At 68.2% G+C, this 18,054-nt stretch carries 21 protein-coding genes; 10 read left to right on the top strand and 11 right to left on the bottom strand.

Annotated features, from left to right (window positions below):
• From fliG to fliJ, 4 genes are read left to right on the top strand one after another with little or no spacing between them, the layout of a single operon-like run.
• Positions 1-1,017, top strand: a complete 1,017-nt coding sequence (gene fliG / locus PM1_RS22170) for a flagellar motor switch protein FliG (protein WP_009620873.1) — start codon at positions 1-3, stop codon at positions 1,015-1,017.
• On the top strand, positions 1,018-1,803 hold the full coding sequence (gene fliH / locus PM1_RS22165; RefSeq protein WP_009620874.1) for a flagellar assembly protein FliH: 786 nt from the start codon (positions 1,018-1,020) through the stop codon (positions 1,801-1,803).
• Positions 1,793-3,148, top strand: a complete 1,356-nt coding sequence (gene fliI, locus PM1_RS22160) for a flagellar protein export ATPase FliI (protein ID WP_009620875.1) — start codon at positions 1,793-1,795, stop codon at positions 3,146-3,148. The genes fliH and fliI overlap by 11 nt, the downstream gene beginning before the upstream one ends.
• 32 nt (positions 3,149-3,180) lie before the next feature.
• Positions 3,181-3,624, top strand: a complete 444-nt coding sequence (gene fliJ / locus PM1_RS22155) for a flagellar export protein FliJ (RefSeq protein WP_009620877.1) — start codon at positions 3,181-3,183, stop codon at positions 3,622-3,624.
• Between the two features lie 31 nt (positions 3,625-3,655).
• Here fliJ and PM1_RS22150 read toward each other — a convergent pair whose 3' ends face one another.
• Both PM1_RS22150 and PM1_RS22145 read right to left on the bottom strand, forming a co-directional pair.
• Entirely contained in the window at positions 3,656-4,366 is a 711-nt protein-coding gene (locus tag PM1_RS22150) for a tetratricopeptide repeat protein (protein ID WP_009620878.1), read from the bottom strand.
• A gap of 13 nt (positions 4,367-4,379) precedes the next feature.
• Complete coding sequence (locus tag PM1_RS22145; RefSeq protein ID WP_009620882.1) at positions 4,380-5,042, bottom strand: hypothetical protein; 663 nt, start codon at positions 5,040-5,042, stop codon at positions 4,380-4,382.
• Between the two features lie 196 nt (positions 5,043-5,238).
• Between PM1_RS22145 and PM1_RS22140 the strand changes: the two genes are divergently transcribed.
• Positions 5,239-5,889, top strand: a complete 651-nt coding sequence (locus tag PM1_RS22140; protein WP_009620888.1) for a DUF1345 domain-containing protein — start codon at positions 5,239-5,241, stop codon at positions 5,887-5,889.
• A 6-nt stretch (positions 5,890-5,895) separates the two neighbouring features.
• Here the strand turns inward: PM1_RS22140 and PM1_RS22135 are convergent, their stop codons facing one another.
• Entirely contained in the window at positions 5,896-7,350 is a 1,455-nt protein-coding gene (locus PM1_RS22135) for a TrkH family potassium uptake protein (protein ID WP_009620890.1), read from the bottom strand.
• A 152-nt stretch (positions 7,351-7,502) separates the two neighbouring features.
• Between PM1_RS22135 and PM1_RS22130 the strand changes: the two genes are divergently transcribed.
• A complete protein-coding gene (locus PM1_RS22130) occupies positions 7,503-7,880 on the top strand; it encodes a YkgJ family cysteine cluster protein (protein ID WP_009620891.1) in 378 nt (125 codons plus the stop codon).
• Between the two features lie 405 nt (positions 7,881-8,285).
• On the top strand, positions 8,286-8,846 hold the full coding sequence (locus PM1_RS22125) for a nitroreductase family protein (RefSeq protein WP_009620892.1): 561 nt from the start codon (positions 8,286-8,288) through the stop codon (positions 8,844-8,846).
• On the opposite strand, the gene PM1_RS22120 is transcribed toward PM1_RS22125, so the two are convergent.
• The 7 genes from PM1_RS22120 to PM1_RS22090 form a co-directional block, all read right to left on the bottom strand.
• Positions 8,827-9,306 carry a hypothetical protein gene (locus PM1_RS22120; RefSeq protein WP_009620893.1) on the bottom strand — a complete coding sequence of 160 codons (480 nt, stop codon included), beginning with the start codon at positions 9,304-9,306 and terminating at the stop codon, positions 8,827-8,829. The genes PM1_RS22125 and PM1_RS22120 overlap by 20 nt on opposite strands.
• 15 nt (positions 9,307-9,321) lie before the next feature.
• Positions 9,322-10,662, bottom strand: a complete 1,341-nt coding sequence (locus tag PM1_RS22115) for a sensor histidine kinase (protein WP_009620894.1) — start codon at positions 10,660-10,662, stop codon at positions 9,322-9,324.
• Between the two features lie 94 nt (positions 10,663-10,756).
• Positions 10,757-11,218 (bottom strand): Spy/CpxP family protein refolding chaperone, encoded by a 462-nt coding sequence (locus PM1_RS22110; protein ID WP_009620895.1) that lies wholly within the window; start codon positions 11,216-11,218, stop codon positions 10,757-10,759.
• A gap of 140 nt (positions 11,219-11,358) precedes the next feature.
• Positions 11,359-12,036 (bottom strand): response regulator transcription factor, encoded by a 678-nt coding sequence (locus tag PM1_RS22105; protein WP_009620896.1) that lies wholly within the window; start codon positions 12,034-12,036, stop codon positions 11,359-11,361.
• A 14-nt stretch (positions 12,037-12,050) separates the two neighbouring features.
• Entirely contained in the window at positions 12,051-12,461 is a 411-nt protein-coding gene (locus tag PM1_RS22100; protein WP_009620897.1) for a hypothetical protein, read from the bottom strand.
• 118 nt (positions 12,462-12,579) lie between these two features.
• Positions 12,580-12,879 (bottom strand): YciI family protein, encoded by a 300-nt coding sequence (locus PM1_RS22095; protein WP_009620898.1) that lies wholly within the window; start codon positions 12,877-12,879, stop codon positions 12,580-12,582.
• Position 12,880: 1 nt separating this feature from the next.
• Complete coding sequence (locus tag PM1_RS22090) at positions 12,881-13,477, bottom strand: septation protein A (protein WP_009620899.1); 597 nt, start codon at positions 13,475-13,477, stop codon at positions 12,881-12,883.
• A 147-nt stretch (positions 13,478-13,624) separates the two neighbouring features.
• Between PM1_RS22090 and PM1_RS22085 the strand changes: the two genes are divergently transcribed.
• The 3 genes from PM1_RS22085 to PM1_RS22075 are packed head-to-tail and all read left to right on the top strand — an operon-like array spanning position 13,625 to position 16,375.
• Complete coding sequence (locus tag PM1_RS22085; protein ID WP_009620900.1) at positions 13,625-14,494, top strand: PHP domain-containing protein; 870 nt, start codon at positions 13,625-13,627, stop codon at positions 14,492-14,494.
• Positions 14,491-15,120 (top strand): L-threonylcarbamoyladenylate synthase, encoded by a 630-nt coding sequence (locus tag PM1_RS22080; protein WP_009620901.1) that lies wholly within the window; start codon positions 14,491-14,493, stop codon positions 15,118-15,120. The genes PM1_RS22085 and PM1_RS22080 overlap by 4 nt, the downstream gene beginning before the upstream one ends.
• 40 nt (positions 15,121-15,160) lie before the next feature.
• Entirely contained in the window at positions 15,161-16,375 is a 1,215-nt protein-coding gene (locus tag PM1_RS22075) for a tryptophan--tRNA ligase (protein WP_009620902.1), read from the top strand.
• Between the two features lie 352 nt (positions 16,376-16,727).
• Here the strand turns inward: PM1_RS22075 and PM1_RS22070 are convergent, their stop codons facing one another.
• Positions 16,728-17,831 carry an IS110 family transposase gene (locus tag PM1_RS22070; protein ID WP_009620903.1) on the bottom strand — a complete coding sequence of 368 codons (1,104 nt, stop codon included), beginning with the start codon at positions 17,829-17,831 and terminating at the stop codon, positions 16,728-16,730.
• Positions 17,832-18,054 lie beyond the last annotated feature (223 nt).

Genomic DNA, 18,054 nt, shown 5'->3' with positions numbered 1-18,054 from the left:
ATGAGCGAGACCCGGTTGAACGCCAAACTGACCAAGGTCGACAAGGCTGCGATTCTCCTGCTGTCCCTCGGCGAGACCGACGCGGCCCAGGTGCTGCGGCACATGGGCCCGAAGGAAGTGCAGAGGGTCGGCGTGGCCATGGCGCAGATGCGCAACGTGCATCGCGAGCAGGTCGAGCAGGTGATGAGCGAGTTCGTCGAGGTAGTCGGCGACCAGACCAGCCTGGGCGTCGGCGCCGACGGCTACATCCGCAAGATGCTCACCCAGGCCCTGGGCGAGGACAAGGCCAACAACCTCATCGACCGCATCCTGCTGGGCGGCAACACCAGCGGCCTGGACAGCCTGAAGTGGATGGAGCCGCGCGCGGTGGCCGACGTCATCCGCTACGAGCACCCGCAGATCCAGGCCATCGTCGTCGCCTACCTGGACCCGGACCAGGCCGCCGAAGTGCTCAGCCACTTCGACCACAAGGTGCGCCTGGACATCGTCCTGCGCGTGTCCTCGCTGAACACCGTGCAGCCCTCGGCGCTGAAGGAACTCAACCTGATCCTCGAGAAGCAGTTCGCCGGCAACGCCAACGCCACCCGCACCACCATGGGCGGGGTGAAGCGCGCGGCGGACATCATGAACTACCTCGACAGCTCGGTGGAAGGCGCCCTGATGGACGCCATCCGCGACGTCGACGAAGACCTCTCCGGGCAGATCGAGGACCTCATGTTCGTCTTCGACAACCTCGCCGACGTCGACGACCGCGGCATCCAGGCGCTGCTGCGCGAAGTCTCCTCGGACGTGCTGGTGCTGGCCCTCAAGGGCTCGGACGAGGGCATCCGCGAGAAGATCTTCCGCAACATGTCCAAGCGCGCCGCCGAACTGCTGCGCGACGACCTGGAGGCCCGCGGCCCGGTGCGCGTCAGCGAAGTGGAGGGCGCGCAGAAGGAAATCCTCACCATCGCCCGGCGCATGGCCGACTCCGGCGAGATCGTCCTCGGCGGCAAGGGTGGCGAGGAGATGATCTAAGTGAGTGGTCCCGCGAAACCCAAGGGCGAGGAACACGATGGCCTGATTCGCGCGCGCGACGTCGCCGGCTTCGACCGCTGGGCGCTGCCCAGCTTCGACCCGGTGGTGGAACGGCCGCCGGAGCCTGCGCCCGAGCCGGAGGCGCCGGAAACCCCGGCGGTGGAGGAAGTCCCCGTCGAGGAAGTCAAACCGCTGACGCTCGAAGAACTCGAAGCGATCCGCCAGGACGCCTACAACGAAGGCTTCGCCACCGGCGAGAAGGACGGCTTCCACGCCGGCCAGCTCAAGGCCCGACAGGAGGCCGAGGTGGCGCTGCAGGAGCGCCTGGCCGGCCTGGAGACGTTGATGGGCCAGCTGTTCGAGCCCATCGCCGAGCAGGACCTGCTGATCGAGCAGATGCTGGTCAACCTGGTCGGCCAGGTGGCGCGCCAGGTCATCCAGCGCGAGCTGGAGGGTGACTCCAGCCAACTGCGCCAGGTATTGCGCGAGGCGCTCAAGCAACTGCCGATGGGCAGCGACAACGTGCGCATCCACGTCAACCCGCAGGACTTCGAACTGGTCAAGGCGCTGCGCGACCGCCACGAGGAAAGCTGGCGCATCCTCGAGGACGAGCAGCTGCTGCCCGGCGGCTGCCGCATCGAGACCGAGCATTCGCGCATCGACGCCAGCATCGAGACGCGCCTGGCGCAGATCACCAAGCAACTCTTCGAGCAGCAGCGCGAGCAGGCCACCCACGCCCTGGAGCCGGACCTGCACATCGACCTGGACCAGCCCGATGCGCCTTGACCGGGTAAGTTTCGCCAAGCGCCTGGAAGGCTATATGGAAGCCGCCAAACTGCCGGCGCAGCCGGTGGTGGAGGGCCGCCTGCTGCGCATGGTCGGCCTGACCCTGGAGGCCGAGGGTCTGCAGGCTGCGGTGGGCAGCCGCTGCATGGTGATCAACGACAGCGGCTACCACTCGGTGCAGGTGGAAGCCGAGGTCATGGGCTTCTCCGGCAGCAAGATCTTCCTCATGCCGGTCGGCAGCCTCGCCGGCATCGCCCCTGGCGCCCGCGTGGTGCCGCTGCCCGACAGCGGCCGCCTGCCCATGGGCATGTCCATGCTCGGCCGGGTGCTCGACGGCGTCGGCCGCGCCCTGGACGGCAAGGGCGGGATGCGCGCCGAGGACTGGGTGCCGATGGACGGCCCGACCATCAACCCGCTCAAGCGCGAGCCGATCCACGAGCCCATGGACGTCGGCATCCGCTCGATCAACTCGCTGCTCACCGTCGGCCGCGGCCAGCGCCTGGGCCTGTTCGCCGGCACCGGCGTGGGCAAGTCGGTGCTGCTGGGCATGATGACCAAGTACACCAAGGCCGACATCATCGTGGTCGGGCTGATCGGCGAACGGGGCCGCGAGGTGAAGGAATTCATCGAGCACATCCTCGGCGAGGAAGGCCTCAAGCGCTCGGTGGTGGTCGCATCCCCCGCCGACGACGCGCCGCTGATGCGCCTGCGCGCGGCCATGTACTGCACGCGCATCGCCGAATACTTCCGCGACAAGGGCAAGAACGTCCTGCTGCTGATGGACTCGCTGACGCGCTTCGCCCAGGCCCAGCGCGAGATCGCCCTGGCCATCGGCGAGCCGCCGGCGACCAAGGGCTACCCGCCATCGGTGTTCGCCCGCCTGCCGCGCCTGGTGGAACGCGCCGGCAACGGCGAGAAGGGTGGCGGCTCGATCACCGCCTTCTACACCGTGCTCAGCGAGGGCGACGACCAGCAGGACCCGATCGCCGACTCCGCCCGCGGCGTGCTCGACGGCCACTTCGTGCTGTCGCGCCGGCTGGCCGAGGAAGGCCATTACCCGGCCATCGACATCGAGGCCTCGATCAGCCGGGTGATGCCCCAGGTGGTAAGCCCCGAGCAACTGCAGCACGCCCAGCGCTTCAAGCAGCTGTGGTCGCGCTACCAGCAGAGCCGCGACCTGATCAGCGTCGGCGCCTACGTCGCCGGCGGCGATGCCGAGACCGACCTGGCCATTCAGCGCTTCCCGGTGATGCGCCAGTTCCTCCGCCAGGGCCTGAACGAAAGCCAGAGCCTGGAAGACAGCGCCCAGCTGCTGGACACCGTGCTGTCCGGCAAGGCCGGTTGAGGTTGCCGCATCATGCCTGAGGCCCGCCTGCCATGAACCGCCGTGCCGACCGCCTGGCCCCTGTCGTGGAGATGGCCCTGAAGGCCGAACGCGAGGCCGCGCGCCAGCTCGGCCTGGCGCAGAACCAGTTGCTCCAGGCGCAGCGCAAGCTGGCCGAGCTGGAGCGCTTCCGTGCCGACTACCAGCAGCAGTGGATCGACCGCGGCCGCCAGGGCGTCAGCGGCCAGTGGCTGCTGGACTACCAGCGCTTCCTGGCGCAGCTGGAAACCGCCGTGGAGCAGCAGAACCGCAGCCTGGCCTGGCACCAGGACGTGGTGGAGAAGGCGCGTGTCACCTGGTCGGAGAAGTACGCCCGCCTGGAAGGCCTGCGCAAGCTGGTGGAACGCTACCGCGAGGAAGCGCGGCTGCTGGCCGACAAACAGGAACAGAAGCAGCTCGACGAATTCGCCCAGCGCCTGCGGCCGCCGGTCTACTGAAGGCGGGGAGCCTGCGCTCCCCGGGACAATCTCATAGTGGAATCTGGTATTGCGCCAGCTTGCTGCGTTGTTCCGGACCTATGTAGTCCTTGTTCACCAGTTGGGCGAAACGCTGGAAATCACGACGGGCGTCGTCCGTCTGCTGCAGGCTGTCATAGGCTCGACCGCGTTCCCAGTAGGCCCAGGCATAGTCCTTCTGCTGGCGCAGACCGGCGCTGAACGCTTCTGCGGCTTCGCGATACCGGCCCAGGTCGTACAGCGCCTGGCCCAGGTGGTAGTAGGTGGGCATGTGGAAGCCGGTGCCCTTGCCGGTCTCGCCCAGACCGTTGTCTATATTGCCCTGCACCAGTTCCAGGGCTTTCTCCCGCTGGCCATTGAGACGGTAATAGCGGCTCAGCGTCAGGGTGTCTCGCGGATTGGTTCCGTTGTTGAGGCGGATTGCGCTCTCCATGGCGGTTATCGCCTTGGCATAGTCGTGCATCCGCTCCGAAGCCGCATCCGCCTGGATCAGGTACATGGTGCGCAGTACCTTCGGACTCGGAGGATTCTGCGCCACGCACTGGCCGGCCAGATCGTAGAGCTGCCGGCCCATGGCGAGCGTATTGACGTTCTCGTTCCTGTCATACAGGTTCAGGGCGTCTCGGCAGGGCACCAGCCTTGGGTCGAGCGGCTTGTTCGCGCAGCCGGCGAGCAGCGACGAGACCAGCAGCAGGCTGGCGATTGAGGAATGTGAAAGCTTCATCGCGGCATCCTTGTCAGTCGAGCAGGTGGGCGTTCAGGTCGGGGCGATAGACCTGTAGCAGTGGTGGCGTGACCGTGCCTTGCAATGAGCACATCACCTTGACCCGACCGTTGAACGGCGGTTCCTTGCCGGGCTCGACCAGCAGGACACGCTCGACCTGGCCGAAGGGTGTTGGCACGCCGGCCCCGGCGAGACCTTCGGTGCGCCACTTGAGCATGGGGTCGCCGACCTTGCGCATTTCCACCCGGGCCCAGCTCTCGCCACGCTTGGTCAGGCGCCCGGCATCGACGATCAATGGGCGCAGGCGTTCCTGCACCTCGTCCACCGAGCCCTCGGCGACGAAGCCCCAGAAGAGGAAGTCGCCCATGCCGTTCACCGAAGAGGCCTCGTCGTAGTAGCCCACCAGACGCACGCCTTGCACTTCCAGTGGCGTGGCGAAGGCCTGGTAGCGGCCGCCTTCGAGCAGACGGTCGCCGACATTGGGCGAGGCGACACCATCATGGACGGCGAGGGTCAGGTTGCTGGCCAGTGCCGATGCTTCGGCGGGCAGGGCGCGGAAGAATCCGTCATCGCACTGGGCGAACTTCTGAAACAGTTGCTCGGGAGTGTCGGCAAGGGCTTGGCTGCAGGTCAGGGCCAGGCCCAGCAGCCAGGGGCTGAGGCGGATGCTTGGCATAGGTTCGTCCATGAGGGGCGGGGAAAAATCGTCGGCAGACTACTGAGCAGGGAGTGGCTTCGGCAAGTGGCAATTTGTCTCTGCGCGCCATGCTAGTCTGCATTCAGACCCGCCTTCGGAGCCAATCGTCGATGTCCGCCCCACCCGTTGCGTTGGAGTATTGCCAGCCGTCCCGGTTCGGGCGGTGGATGTCGACATGCGTCTGAATCTTTCCCTGTTGCATGCGCATCCGCGGTTGATCGCGGCGGTGCTCATAGCGACCCTGGTGGCGCTGGCATGCTATCGGCTGGAGCCGATGATCCGCGTGCTGGTGGGTTGGAATTGCATGGCCTGGCTGTATACCGCGCTGATCGCCGGGTTGGCGATCAGCGCCCGGCCGGAGGACGCCCGCCTGCTAGCCGAGGTGGAGGACGAGAACGCCGAAGCAGTGCTGGTGCTGGTCAGCGCCGCGGCCATCGCCAGCCTGGTGGCGATCGTCTACGAGCTGGCCGGCGCGCGACAGCTGCCGGGGAGCGAGCGGCTGCTGCGCTACGCCTTCACCGGCAGCACGGTTTTGGGCTCCTGGTTCCTCATCGGGACCATCTTCGCCATGCACTACGCGCGCATGTTCTACACGGCGGCGGACGGCGAGGCGCCGCTGCAGTTCCCCGACCGCGGGCGGCAGCCGGACTACTGGGACTTCGCCTACTTCTCCTTCACCCTCAGCGTCGCCGTGCAGACCTCGGACGTGGCCATCGCCTCGCCGGCGCTGCGCCGGGTGGCCCTGGCGCAGTCGATCATCTGCTTCCTGTACAACACGGCGATCCTCGGCCTGAGCATCAACATCGCCGCCGGCATCCTCGGCTGACGCGCCTCAGTGGCGCCAGAAGGCCGGGGTGAACAGCACCAGCACGGTGAGGATCTCCAGGCGCCCGGCGAGCATGCCGGCGCACAGCAGCCACTTGGCGGCATCCGGCAGGGACGAGAAGTTGCCCGAGGGGCCGATCACCGGGCCCATGCCCGGGCCGACGCCGGAGACGGTGCTGGCGGCGCCGGTCAGCGCGGTCATCCAGTCCAGGCCGAGGAAGGTCAGGGCCAGGCCCAGGCCGCCGACGGTGGCGCCGAAGAAGAACGAGAAGGTCAGGATCGAACGCACGATCTCCTCGTCCAGGCGGTGGCCGTTGTAGCTCTGGCGCAGCACCGCGCGCGGGTGGATGAGCTGGTACAGGCTGGCCTTGAGCAGGATGTAGGCGACCTGGAAGCGGAAGATCTTCAAACCGCCGGCGGTGGAGCCGGAGCAGCCGCCGATGAAGCCCAGGTAGAAGAACACCATGATCGAGAAGTGGCCCCACAGGCTGTAGTCGCCCAGGGCGAAGCCGGTGGTGGTGACCACCGAGGTGACGTTCACCGCGACGATGCGCAAGGCGTCCTGCCAGGACAGGTCGGAATTGAAGGCGTACCAGGTGCCCATCACCAGCCAGGTGAATACCAGCAGGCCGATGAAGCCGTGCACCTGGCTGTCCTTGAGCAGCGCCTTGCGATGGCCGCGCAGGGTGGCGACGTAGAGGGCGAAGGGCAGGCTGCCGAGGATCATGATCACCACCGCCACCCAGTGCACCGCCGGCTGGTGCCACTTGGCCAGGGACTGGTCGGAGGTGGAGAAACCGCCGGTGGAGATCGCCGACATGGCGTGGTTGAGCGAATCGAACAGGCCCATGCCGGCCCACCACAGGCCCAGGGTGCCGAGGATGGTGATGCTGACATACACCGCGACTATGTACTTGGCGACCATGTGCGAGCGCGGCATGACCTTGTCGCTGCGGTCCGAGGATTCGGTCTGGAACAGGCGCATGCCGCCGATGCGCAGCATCGGCAGGATCGCCACCGCCATGCCGATGAAGCCGATGCCGCCCAGCCAGTGCAGCATCGAGCGCCAGATGAGGATGCCCGGCGACATGTTGTCCAGCCCGGAAAGCACCGTCGAGCCGGTGGCGGTGATGCCCGACATGCTCTCGAAGAAGGCGTCGGTGACGCTCATGTGGCGGGCGATGATGAAGGGCAGGGCGGAGAAGAAGCAGACGATCACCCAACTGGAGACCGTGAGCATGTACATGTCCCGCGGGCGCAGGTGGGCCTGCTCGGGGCGGCCGGGCAGGACCAGGCCGAGGCCGGCGCTGAAGGTGATCAGGCTCGACCAGATGTAGGGCGAGAGTTCCTGCGGGCGGTGGTAGTAGAGCAGGGTGGCCATGGGCACCAGCATGGCCACCGCCAGGGTGATCAGGAACAGGCCGATGATGTATCCGAGGGTGCGTAGTGTCGGCAGCGCCATGAAGCGGACTCGATGGACATGAACCCTCCATTGTACCTGCCCTCGGCGCGATGCGCAGCGCGCCGGAGGGCTCTTCACAACGGCTGCGCAATCGCTAGAATTCTGCGCTGCCCGCCGGCGCTCGCCGGTTTCTTCTGGTGCATTCGCACATCATGTCCATCGACAATCCGTGTTTGAACTGTGGCGCCTGCTGCGCGCATTTCCGTGTGTCCTTCTACTGGGGCGAGTGCCGTTCCGCCGGCGGCAACGTACCCGACGACCTGGTGGTGCAGGTCGGCCCGTACCATGCCGCCATGCGCGGCACCGAGGCCAAGCCGGTGCGCTGCGTGGGGTTGCTGGGCGAGGTCGGCTGCGGCGTGCGCTGCACGGTCTACGAGCAGCGATCCAGCACCTGCCGGGAGTTCGAGGCCTCCTGGGTCGACGGCCAGCACAACCCCAACTGCGACACGGCCCGCGCCGCCTACGGCCTGCCGCCGCTGACGCCGCCGTTGCAGCCGATCATCACGCCGTCGCCGGAGCGGGTGGCTTGACTGTGGGCGCATGACTTTGGGCTCCCTGTAGGAGCGAGCTTGCTCGCGAAGGGGGCTCATCGGCGAGCGCTGGTGTTTATCCCGAGAGCCCCTCTCCCTAACCCTCTCCCTGAAGGGAGAGGGGACCGTTCGGTGCGTTTTGACAGTCCTGAGTCAGCCGGCAATTCCGAAGGCCTCCGGCTGAAACCATTCCTTCTCTCGGCACGGACAAGCCCCCTCTCCCTTCAGGGAGAGGGTTGGGGAGAGGGAAGGGCGTCAATCCGAAACACGGGAGTCGCCGGCAAGCCCCCTTCGCGAGCAAGCTCGCTCCTACACGGATACGAAGCACCCTGGCTGCAGGTGAGCAGGCAGATGAGAAGCCTTTGCGACTACAATGGCCGTCCTTGTGTGTACAGGAGGTAGCCCATGGAGGCCTACGAAGCGCTGGTCAACCGTGTATCCCATGCCCGCCTGGGCGAGCCGGCGCCCACTGCCGGGCAGCTCGAGCGGCTGTTCCGCGTTGCCTTGCGCGCGCCGGACCATGGGCAGTTGCGCCCGTGGCGCTTCCTCACGGTGGAAGGCGAGGCGCGCCAGCAGCTGGGTGAGTTGTTCGCCCGCGCGTTGAGCGCCGAGCAACCCGACGCCAGCCCCGAGGCGCTGGCCAAGGCCCGCGCCATGCCGTTGCGCGCGCCGACCCTGGTGGTGGCCATCGCGCGCCTGCAGGAGCACCCCAAGGTGCCGGAGATCGAGCAGATGCTGGCCGCCGGCTGTGCCGCCTACGGCATCGTCCAGGCGGCGTTCGTCGAGGGGCTGGGGGCCATGTGGCGCACCGGCGCCATGGCTTTCGATCCAGTCGTGCACCAGGGCCTGGGCCTGGCGGCCAACGAGCGCATCGTCGGCTTCATCTACCTGGGCACGCCCATGGGTGAGCTGCGCCAGCCGGCGCCGCTGGACCCTGCGGCCTTCGTCAGCGCCTGGCGGGGCTGAGCGGCAGGCTCAGGCGGACTTTCCAGCGCGCCCCGCCGGCCCGCCAGAGCAGCCGGCCGCCCTGCCAGGCGGCCAGGCGCTGGGCGGCGCGCAGGGCCCGGGGCAGCCAGCGCCGGGCCTGTTCGTCGGTGCCGCCCAGATCCAGGCGCAGCAGGCCGCGCTCCAGGCGCGGTTCCAGCACGATGGCGGCGTCCTGCTGCCATTCCACCGCGGTATCCAGCAATTCATCCAGGGCTTCGTGCAGCGCCTGCGGCCAGCTGTGCAGCGGCCAGGTGCCGCCGCGCGGCAGGCTCAGGCGCAGTTCCGGCCAGCGGCGCCGCCAGCGCTGCGCCAGCAGCCCCAGTTCCACCGCCAGCACCAGGCTCTGCGGCTCGTCCCGCGGGCGCTCGCGCGGCAGGCCGGCGGCCGCCAACGGCAGGGCCGGAGTGGGGGACGGCAGGTATTCGGCGGCTAGGTTCATGATCGGGCTCCGAGGTCAGGCAGCGTGGCGCGCCAGCGGTATTTCCAGGGTGGCGACGAAACCGCCGTCGGGATGATTGGCCAGGCGCAGGCGGCCGGCGTGGCGCTCCACCGCGCGGCGGGCGATGGCCAGGCCCAGGCCGTGGCCGGGGCTGTCCTGGTTGGGCGCGCGGAAGAAGGGTTCGCCCAGTTGCGCCAGGTGCTCGGCGTCGGCCCCCGGGCCATGGTCGCGCACGCGCACGCGCAGCACGGCGCCGTCGCTGTCGGCTTCGACTTCCAGCGGCTTGTCCGTCGGGTTGAAGCGCAGGGCGTTGCGCAGCAGGTTGTCCAGCGCCCGTTCGAGCATGTCGGGCCAGCCATCCAGGGCCAGGTCGGCGGGAACCCGCAGCTGGATGTGCTGTTCCGGGGAAAGCAGCTGGGCGTCCTCGCGCAGGCGTTCGAGCAGCGGCAGCAGTTCGACGCGGCTGGTCGGCCCGGGCTCGGCGTCCAGGCGGGCGAGGGCGAGGATTTCGGCGATCAGCGCTTCCAGGCGGTCGCACTCCTGCTCCAGGCGCGGCCACATGCTGGCGCGCTGTTCGGGGCTGGCGCGCTCGGCCAGGGCCAGGGCGATGCGCAGGCGCGCCAGCGGCGAGCGCAGTTCGTGGGAAACGTCGCGCAGCAGCTGGCGCTGGCTGCTGATCAGCCGTTGCAGGCGCGCGCCCATGCGGTTGAAGTCGCGGGCCAGCACGCCCAGCTCGTCGCCGCGGCGGGCCAGGCGCGCCAGGCTGTCCTGCTGGTAGGCGGTCTGGCCGAGGTCGTGCACGGCGCGGCGCAGGCGATTGAGCGGGCGGGTGATGGAAAGCGTCACCAGCAGGCTGAAGATGGTCAGCACCACCAGGGCGATGCCCAGCGCGCTGAGCGGCCACAGCAGGCTGCCGCGGTGCCAGGCTTCCAGCGCGCCGTGGGGAATCCGGTAGATGAACAGGTAGGTGTGGTCGCTTTCCGCGCTGGTGTATTCCTGGCTGAGCTGGCGCCAGGGGAAGCGCGGCAGGTTCCGGCGGTCGAAACCTTCGTCGTTGTTGCGCCGTGGCGGGCGCGGCAGGTAGGTGCCGTCGACCAGGCGCTGACCGCTTTCGTCGAGCACCTGCACCGACAGGTCGTAGTCGCGGCGGCGTTGCTCCAGCAACTGCTGGGCGGCGGCGGGGCCCTGGTTCTCGTAGAGCCGCGTCCATTGCTGGGCGAGGTCGTGCATGCCGGGGTAGCGGGCGATGATCCAGGTGTCCTGGTTCAGCGCGCGACCGAGCAGGATGGACAGGCCGGCAACCAGCAGCAGGGCGAGCCAGAAGGCGGCGAGGATTCGCCAGAAGAGCGAGCGCATGGTCTTTCGGTTCAGTCGCATGTCCGTTTCGGGTCAGGGGCGCGGGCACGCCGAGGCGCCGGGGGTGAGCCCGGCGCCCGGGTGGCTGGCGCTATCAGTTGGTCTTGCCATCCTTCTGCGCTTTCCATTGCTGGAACTCGGCCCATTCGGCCTTGCGCTGCTCGCGCTCTTTCTTCAGCTCGTCGAACTTCTTCTGCTGTTCGGGCGTCAGGAGCGCGCGGATGTCCTTCTGCGTCTTGTCGTGGCTGGCCTTGAGCTCGTCCTGCATGGCCTTCTGGTCGGCGGCCGAGAGTTTGCTCAGGTATTTGTCGGTGATGTCGTGGCGGCTCTTCATCGAGTCGCCCATCAGCTTGCCGACCTGCTGGCGCTGCTCGGGGCTCAGGTTCAGGGCCTTGAAGGGGCCGTTCCAGCCGCCGCGCGGGCCGTGGCCGTCCTTCATGTGGCCGCCCATCATATGGGCGGGCGGCGGCGGAGTATCGGTCGGGACCGGCGTGGCAGCCATGGCCAGGGTCGGCAGGGCGGCGGCGAACATCAGGGCGGTGAGGGTCTTGCGCATGAATCTTCTCCTTTCGTGGACCGGTTTCTGAACCGGATGTGCCCAGTCTAGGGATGGCAAGGTCAAGGGCGGTCAGGGCCGGGTAAAGCTTCGGTAAAGATTGCGTCTACCGCTCTGGGGCGGGGTTCCCGGCCGTTCGCTCAGGGCGCGTAGAAGTAGCCGCGCCCGCGCAGGGCGAGGATGCGCGGACGCCCGTCCGGGTGCGCGCCGAGTTTCTTGCGCAGGTTGCTCACGTGCATGTCCAGGCTGCGGTCGTAGAGCGTCAGCTTGCGGCCCAGGGCGATCTGCGCCAGGGCCTGCTTGTCCAGCGGCTCGCCGGGCTGGCGCAGCAGCGCTTCGAGGATGCGGCTCTCGGACAGCGTCAGGCTGACCTCCTGGCTGGCGACGCTGGCCACGCCGCGGGCCAGGTTCAGGCTCAGGTCGCCGAGTTCGACCTGGGCGCTGGGCTGCGCCGGGTGGCTGCGGCGCAGCACGGCGCGCAGGCGCGCGGTCAGTTCGCGCGGATCGCACGGCTTGGCCAGGTAGTCGTCGGCGCCCAGCTCCAGGCCGAGGATGCGGTCCAGCGGCTCGCCGCGGGCGGAGAGCATCAGCACCGGCAGGTCGGGGTGCTCGCTGCGCAGCTGCTTGAGCAGCTCCAGGCCGCTGCCGTCGGGCAGCATCACGTCCAGCACCACGGCGTCCGGCGTGCGGCTGGCCAGGGCGCTACGGGCCGCGCCGCCATCGTGGCTGGCACGCACGCTGAAGCCTTCCTGGGTCAGCCAGGTGCACAGCAGTTCGCACAGTTCACGGTCGTCGTCGATCAGCAGCAGCTCACTCATTGCTCGGGCTTCTTTCAGTTGATCCATTCGCGCCGCCGGCGGCGACGGCCGCGGCTCAGGGCGCCGAGGACGAAGGCGACCAGGGCGACGGCGCCGCCGGTCGCGAACCAGGTCTGCTCGTCGCTGAGCAGGCGCGGCGGTTGTTGGGCCTGCAGCTCGCGCAGTTGCAGCTTCAGGCGCTGGTTTTCCTGGCGCAGGCGGCCCACCACGGCGCTTTCCGCCCCTTGCAGCTGGGCGGCGAGGTCGGTGCGCTGCTTCTCGCTCTCGTCCAGGCGCTGTTGCAGTTGGGCGAGGTCGTCGCTGGCCGGGGCCGGCGTGGCGGAGGGGGCTGGCCCGGCGCCGGGGTCGGTGGCGGGCTCCTCGCCGTGGGCGGCGAGCGGCAGGCTCAGGCAGAACAGCAGGGGCAGCAGATGACGTCGGGACATCGGAACTCCTTGTACGCTGATGAGCCGCCGGGCACCGCGCTCCGGGCGCTGTCCGGTCGCGGGGCCGGGCCTGTGTGTCCGGCCATGCGGCGTTGTCCGTACGCCGCCGCTCGCCGGTTTACGGCAGGACTTTCTTGAACGGCTTGACCACGACTTCGGCATAGACGCCGGCGGCGCGGTACGGGTCGGCATCGGCCCAGGCCTGGGCGGCGGCCAGCGACTCGAACTCGGCGACGATCAGGCTGCCGGTGAAGCCGGCCGCGCCCGGGTCGGGGCTGTCGATGGCCGGGTGCGGCCCGGCCAGGACCAGGCGGCCCTCGTCCTTGAGCAGCTCGAGGCGGGCCAGGTGCGCCGGCCGCGCGGCCAGGCGGCGTTCTTGGGAAGCGGTGATGTCGCGGGCGATGATTGCGTAGAGCATGTCAGTCCTTGGGCTTTTCGCCGGTTGGGGCGTCGTGCATGTGGCGGGCCAGGAACACGCCCTGGCCGATCAGGAAGAGCAGGGTCATGCCCAGGCTGCCGAAGACCTTGAAGTCCACCCAGAAACGCTCGAAGGTGAAGGCGACGAACAGCTGGACGCAGCCGCAGAACACGAAGAACAGCACCCAGGCCAGGTTCAGGCGCTGCCAGATCGGTTCCGGCAGGTGCACGGCATGGCCCATGATGCGCTGGATCAGCGGCCGGCGGTCGCCCACCAGGGTGCTGCCGAGGAAGCCCAGGGCGAACAGCCAGTTGACCACCGGGGCCTTCCACTTGAGGAAGGTCTCGCTGTGGAAGGCCAGGGTCATGCCGCCGAACACCAGGCAGGCGGCCAGGGTCAGCCACTGGCCCTTGTCCAGCTTGCGCTGCTTGATCAGCAGCGCGCCGTAGACCACCACCGAGGAGGCGATCAGCACCGCGGTGGCGCTGTAGATGCCGCCCAGGCTGAAGGAGTGTCCGGCGAGTTCGACCGTGCGCGGGTCCAGCTTGTAGACGATGAAGAACAGGATGAGGGGGATGAAATCGATGAATTGCTTCATTACGGCAGCCAGAGCCCAGTTGTGGCGGCATAATACCAACCTGCGGAAGAACTGAAATAGTCACCCGTCTCGTGCCGTTGCGCTCGCACGCCGTGAATCGCCGCCGCGCAGCGTCTATACAGAAGTAAAACCCGTCCCGGTATGCCCATGCGTGTCGACCTGCATTGCCATAGCACCGCCTCCGACGGCCAGCTGCCGCCCGCTGCCGTGGTGGCCCGCGCGCACCAGCGCGGCGTGCGCCTGCTCGCCCTGAGCGACCACGATACCCTGGAGGGCCTGCCCGAGGCGCGCGCCGCCGCCGAGGAACTGGGGGTGACCCTGGTCAACGGCGTGGAGCTGTCCTGCACCTGGGGCGGGGCGACCATCCACGTCCTGGGTTACGCCTTCGACAGTGCCGCCGAGCCGCTGGTTCGCGCCCTGGACGACCTGCACCGCGGGCGCTGGGCGCGCGCCGAGGAGATCGGCCGGCGCCTGGAAGCCAAGGGCATGCCCGGCGCCTTCGAGGGCGCGCGGGCCATCCAGCGCGAGCTGGGCGACAGCGAAAACGCCCCGGCGCGGCCGCACTTCGCCGAGTTCCTGGTGCGCGCCGGCCATGTCGCCGAGCGCGCCGAAGCCTTCCGCAAGTGGCTGGGCGCCGGCAAGCTGGGCGACGTCAAGCAGCACTGGCCGAGCCTCGCCGAGGCGGTCGGCACCCTGCGCGCGGCGGGGGCCTGGGTCAGCCTGGCGCACCCCTACCAGTACGATTTCACCCGCACCAAGCGGCGCAAGCTGATCGCCGACTTCATCGACGCCGGCGGCCATGCCATCGAAGTGGTCAACGGCCTGCAGCCGGCCGAGCAGGTCGGCGTGCTGAGCATCCTGGCCCGCGAATTCGGCCTGCTGGTCAGCGCCGGCAGCGATTTCCACGGCCCCAGCGACTGGTCGGAGCTGGGGCTGTACCGGCCCGTGCCGGACGACCTTCCGCCCTTGTGGACGCGCTTCGCCGGCGCGGCCCGGGCCCTCGAGGAGACTTCATGAGCCAGTTCTTCCAGGTCCATCCTGAAAACCCCCAGCCACGCCTGATCAAGCAGGCGGTGGAGATCGTCCGCCAGGGCGGGGTGATCGCCTATCCCACCGATTCCTCCTACGCCCTGGGCTGCCGCCTGGGCGAGAAGGGCGCGGTGGAGCGCATCCGCCGGCTGCGCAAGCTCGACGACAAGCACAACTTCACCCTGGTGTGCCGCGACCTGTCCGAACTGGGCCTGTACGCCAAGGTCGACACCCGTCTGTTCCGCCTGCTCAAGGCCCACACGCCGGGGCCCTACACCTTCATCCTCGACGCTACCCGCGAGGTGCCGCGCATGCTGCTGCACCCCAAGCGCCGCACCATCGGCCTGCGCGTGCCGGCCTGCCCGATCGCCCAGGCGCTGCTGCAGGAGCTGGGCGAGCCGCTGATGAGCGTGAGCCTGATCATGCCCGGCGAGACCGAGCCGATGAGCGACCCCTATGAGATGCGCGGCGCGCTGGAGCACCAGGTGGACCTGGTGCTGGACGGCGGCTACGGCGGCGTCGAGGCTTCCACGGTGATCAACCTCACCGGCGAGGAGCCGGAGGTGATCCGCGTCGGCTGCGGCGACCCGGCCCCCTTCGAGGCCTACGCCTGAAGCGCTCTTCCATACTGCCGCCCTTGCCGAGGTCCCGCGCTTGAGCAATGTCGAATCCCAGCGCCGTGTGCTGTCCGGCATGCGCCCTACCGGGCGCCTGCACCTGGGCCACCTGCACGGCGTGCTGCGGAACTGGGTGCGCCTGCAGCACGAGTACGAATGCTTCTTCTCCATCGTCGACTGGCATGCCCTGACCACCGAATACGACGACGTCGGGCCGATCCGCCAGCACGTCCGCGACATGGCCGTGGACTGGCTGGCGGTGGGCGTCAGCCCCAGCGCCTCGACCCTCTTCATCCAGTCCCAGGTGCCCGAGCACGCCGAGCTGCACCTGCTGCTGTCGATGATCTGCCCGCTGCCCTGGCTGGAGCGGGTGCCGACCTACAAGGAGCTGCAGGAAAAGCTCGGCCACAAGGACCTGTCGACCTACGGCTTCCTCGGCTACCCGCTGCTGCAGGCGGCGGACATCCTGGTCTACCGCGCCGGCCTGGTGCCGGTGGGCTCGGACCAGCTGGCCCACGTCGAGTTCGCCCGCGAGGTGGCGCGGCGCTTCAACCACCTCTACGGCGGCGAGGTGGACTTCGAGGACAAGGCCCAGGCCGCCGTCGCGCGCCTGGGCAAGAAGACCTCGAAGCTCTACGGCAGCCTGCGCAAGGCCTGGCAGGAGCAGGGCGACGAAGATGCCCTGGAAACCGCGCGGGCGCTGCTCAAGGAGCAGCAGAACCTGACCCTCGGCGACCGCGAGCGGCTGTTCGGCTACCTGGAGGGCAGCAGCCGCGTGCTGCTGCCCGAGCCGCAGACGCTGGTCGGCAGCACCTCGCGCATGCCGGGGCTGGACGGGCAGAAGATGTCCAAGTCCCACGACAACACCATCGGCCTGCGCGAAAGCCCGGCGGAGGTGGAGGAGAAGATCGCGCGCATGCCCACCGACCCGGCGCGGGTGCGGCGCAACGACCCGGGCGACCCGCAGCGCTGCCCGGTGTGGCAGTGGCACCTGATCTACTCCGACGACGCCTGCCGCCAGTGGGTGCAGGAGGGCTGCAGCAGCGCCGGCATCGGCTGCCTGGACTGCAAACGGCCGCTGATCGAGTCGATCAACCAGGAACTGGCGCCGATCCGCGAGCGCGCCCAGGACTACGAGGACAACCCCGAGCTGGTGCGCAGCATCCTCGCCGAGGGCGCCGAACACGCCCGCGAAGCGGCGCGCGAGACTCTGGTGGAAGTGCGCCAGGCCATGGGGCTGGTGTACCGCTAGGTGGCCCGGCTGCGTTGCAGGCGAGCATGGCTTTTCGTAGGAGCGAGCTTGCTCGCGAACAAACGCGGTGCCATGCGGTTCGCGAGCAAGCTCGCTCCTATGTATGGACTCACCCCCACCGTCAACCCGCTTTTGAACATGAAAACCCGACTGCATCTATGTATTAGGCCTGTTCGAGGAAGCCACGTCGGGCTTCTGGCCAACATTGGGTAAGCCCGCGGAATGCCGATTACAAAGAGGCCTCGAAGGCCGGTAGGAGCGTAGGCATCGATCCGCGACGGTCTGACCAGGGGTCAATGTTCTTCAGCAAGGGTTGGAGCGACTTGGCGCCCCGTTGGCGGGAACTCGTTGATCAGTGGCTCATTTCCATCTCCCGGCAAGCATTCGGCTTGCGCTGGTAGGTCTGTTCGCTGCACAGCAGCACCCAGGCGATACGCAGGTTGCGGTTGGCCAGTCGTACTGCCGCGCCCTTGCGCCCCAGACGTTGTAGCCAGCGCTGCAGGCGCCGATCGTCCGGGTGTTCGGAATCGGGCCGCAGTTGCTTCAACACCGCATGCGAGCCCACGACCATCAGGCTGCGCACATAGGCGTCGCCACGTTTGGTCATCTTGCCCAGCCTTACCTTCTGCCCGCTGCTGTGCTGGTCGGGCACGATGCCGAAGTAGGCAGCGAACTGACGCGCATTGGCGAAACGCTCCGGCTCGACCTGTTTGGCCAGCAAGGCCGTGGCCGTGATCGGACCGATACCACGTACCGTCATCAGCCGTTTCGCTGTCGGGTCGGCGGCGGCACAGGCTTCCAGGCGCCCGGTCAGCGCGGCGATACGCTCGCCCAGCCGTTGCCATTCGTTCAGCATCTCGTCGATCAGCTCGCGCAGCAGATCCGGCAACGGCTGGCGGGCGTCTTCCAGCACCCGGGTGACACCTTGCTTCAAGCCCACATCCCCCTGCGCCAGGGCGATACCCTGCTCCAGCAGCAGCCCGCGGATCTGATTACCCATGGCGGTGCGCCGCCGCACATAGCCCCGCCGGACACGGTGCCAGGCCTGCATCGCCAGTAACGCGACGCTCTTCACCGGCACCGACGCAATACTGCTATCCCGGCCCGCCCGCAGAATGGCGTGGGCATCATTGCGATCATTCTTCGCTCCGCTCCGGTGCTCGGCCACCCGCTGGGCCGGCAGGATACGCACCGGGTTGCCCTGCGCCTGCAGCAGCCGGGCCCAGGCTTGTGCTCCAGGACCGGTCTCCATCAGCACCGTCACGCCCTCCGGCAGCTTCTGCAGAAACACCTGAAACGCTTCACGCGACTTGATTCGCTGTTCGTATGCCAGTTGACCCTGGGCGTCTTCCCCCGCCACCTGGAAGACCTTTTTCGCCAGATCCACGGCGACTGTCGTGCACACCGATACATCGGTTGCAGACACCGGCTTATTCATCGTCGTATGCTTTTTCATGGACTCACCCTCACTGTCGGTGGCTTCTTAGACCGCCACCGTGGCGCCTCGACGCCTCGGTGAGGGTGAGTCCATCCAATTACAGGGGAATGGCCTGGGTGGGGCCGCATAGGAGCGGATCTCATCCGCGAATCACGCCGGAGGTTCCGGCTATCGCGGACAAGGTCCGCTCCTACGGGGGAGGAATACCGTGCTTCACGGCAGCCTGTAGGAGCGGGCCCTG

Source organism: Pseudomonas sp. M1, assembly GCF_022760135.1.
In the GTDB taxonomy this organism is placed as follows: domain Bacteria; phylum Pseudomonadota; class Gammaproteobacteria; order Pseudomonadales; family Pseudomonadaceae; genus Pseudomonas; species Pseudomonas citronellolis.
The sequence above is the reverse complement of the archived record's forward strand: the minus strand, read 5'-3'. Positions and strand labels throughout refer to the sequence as shown.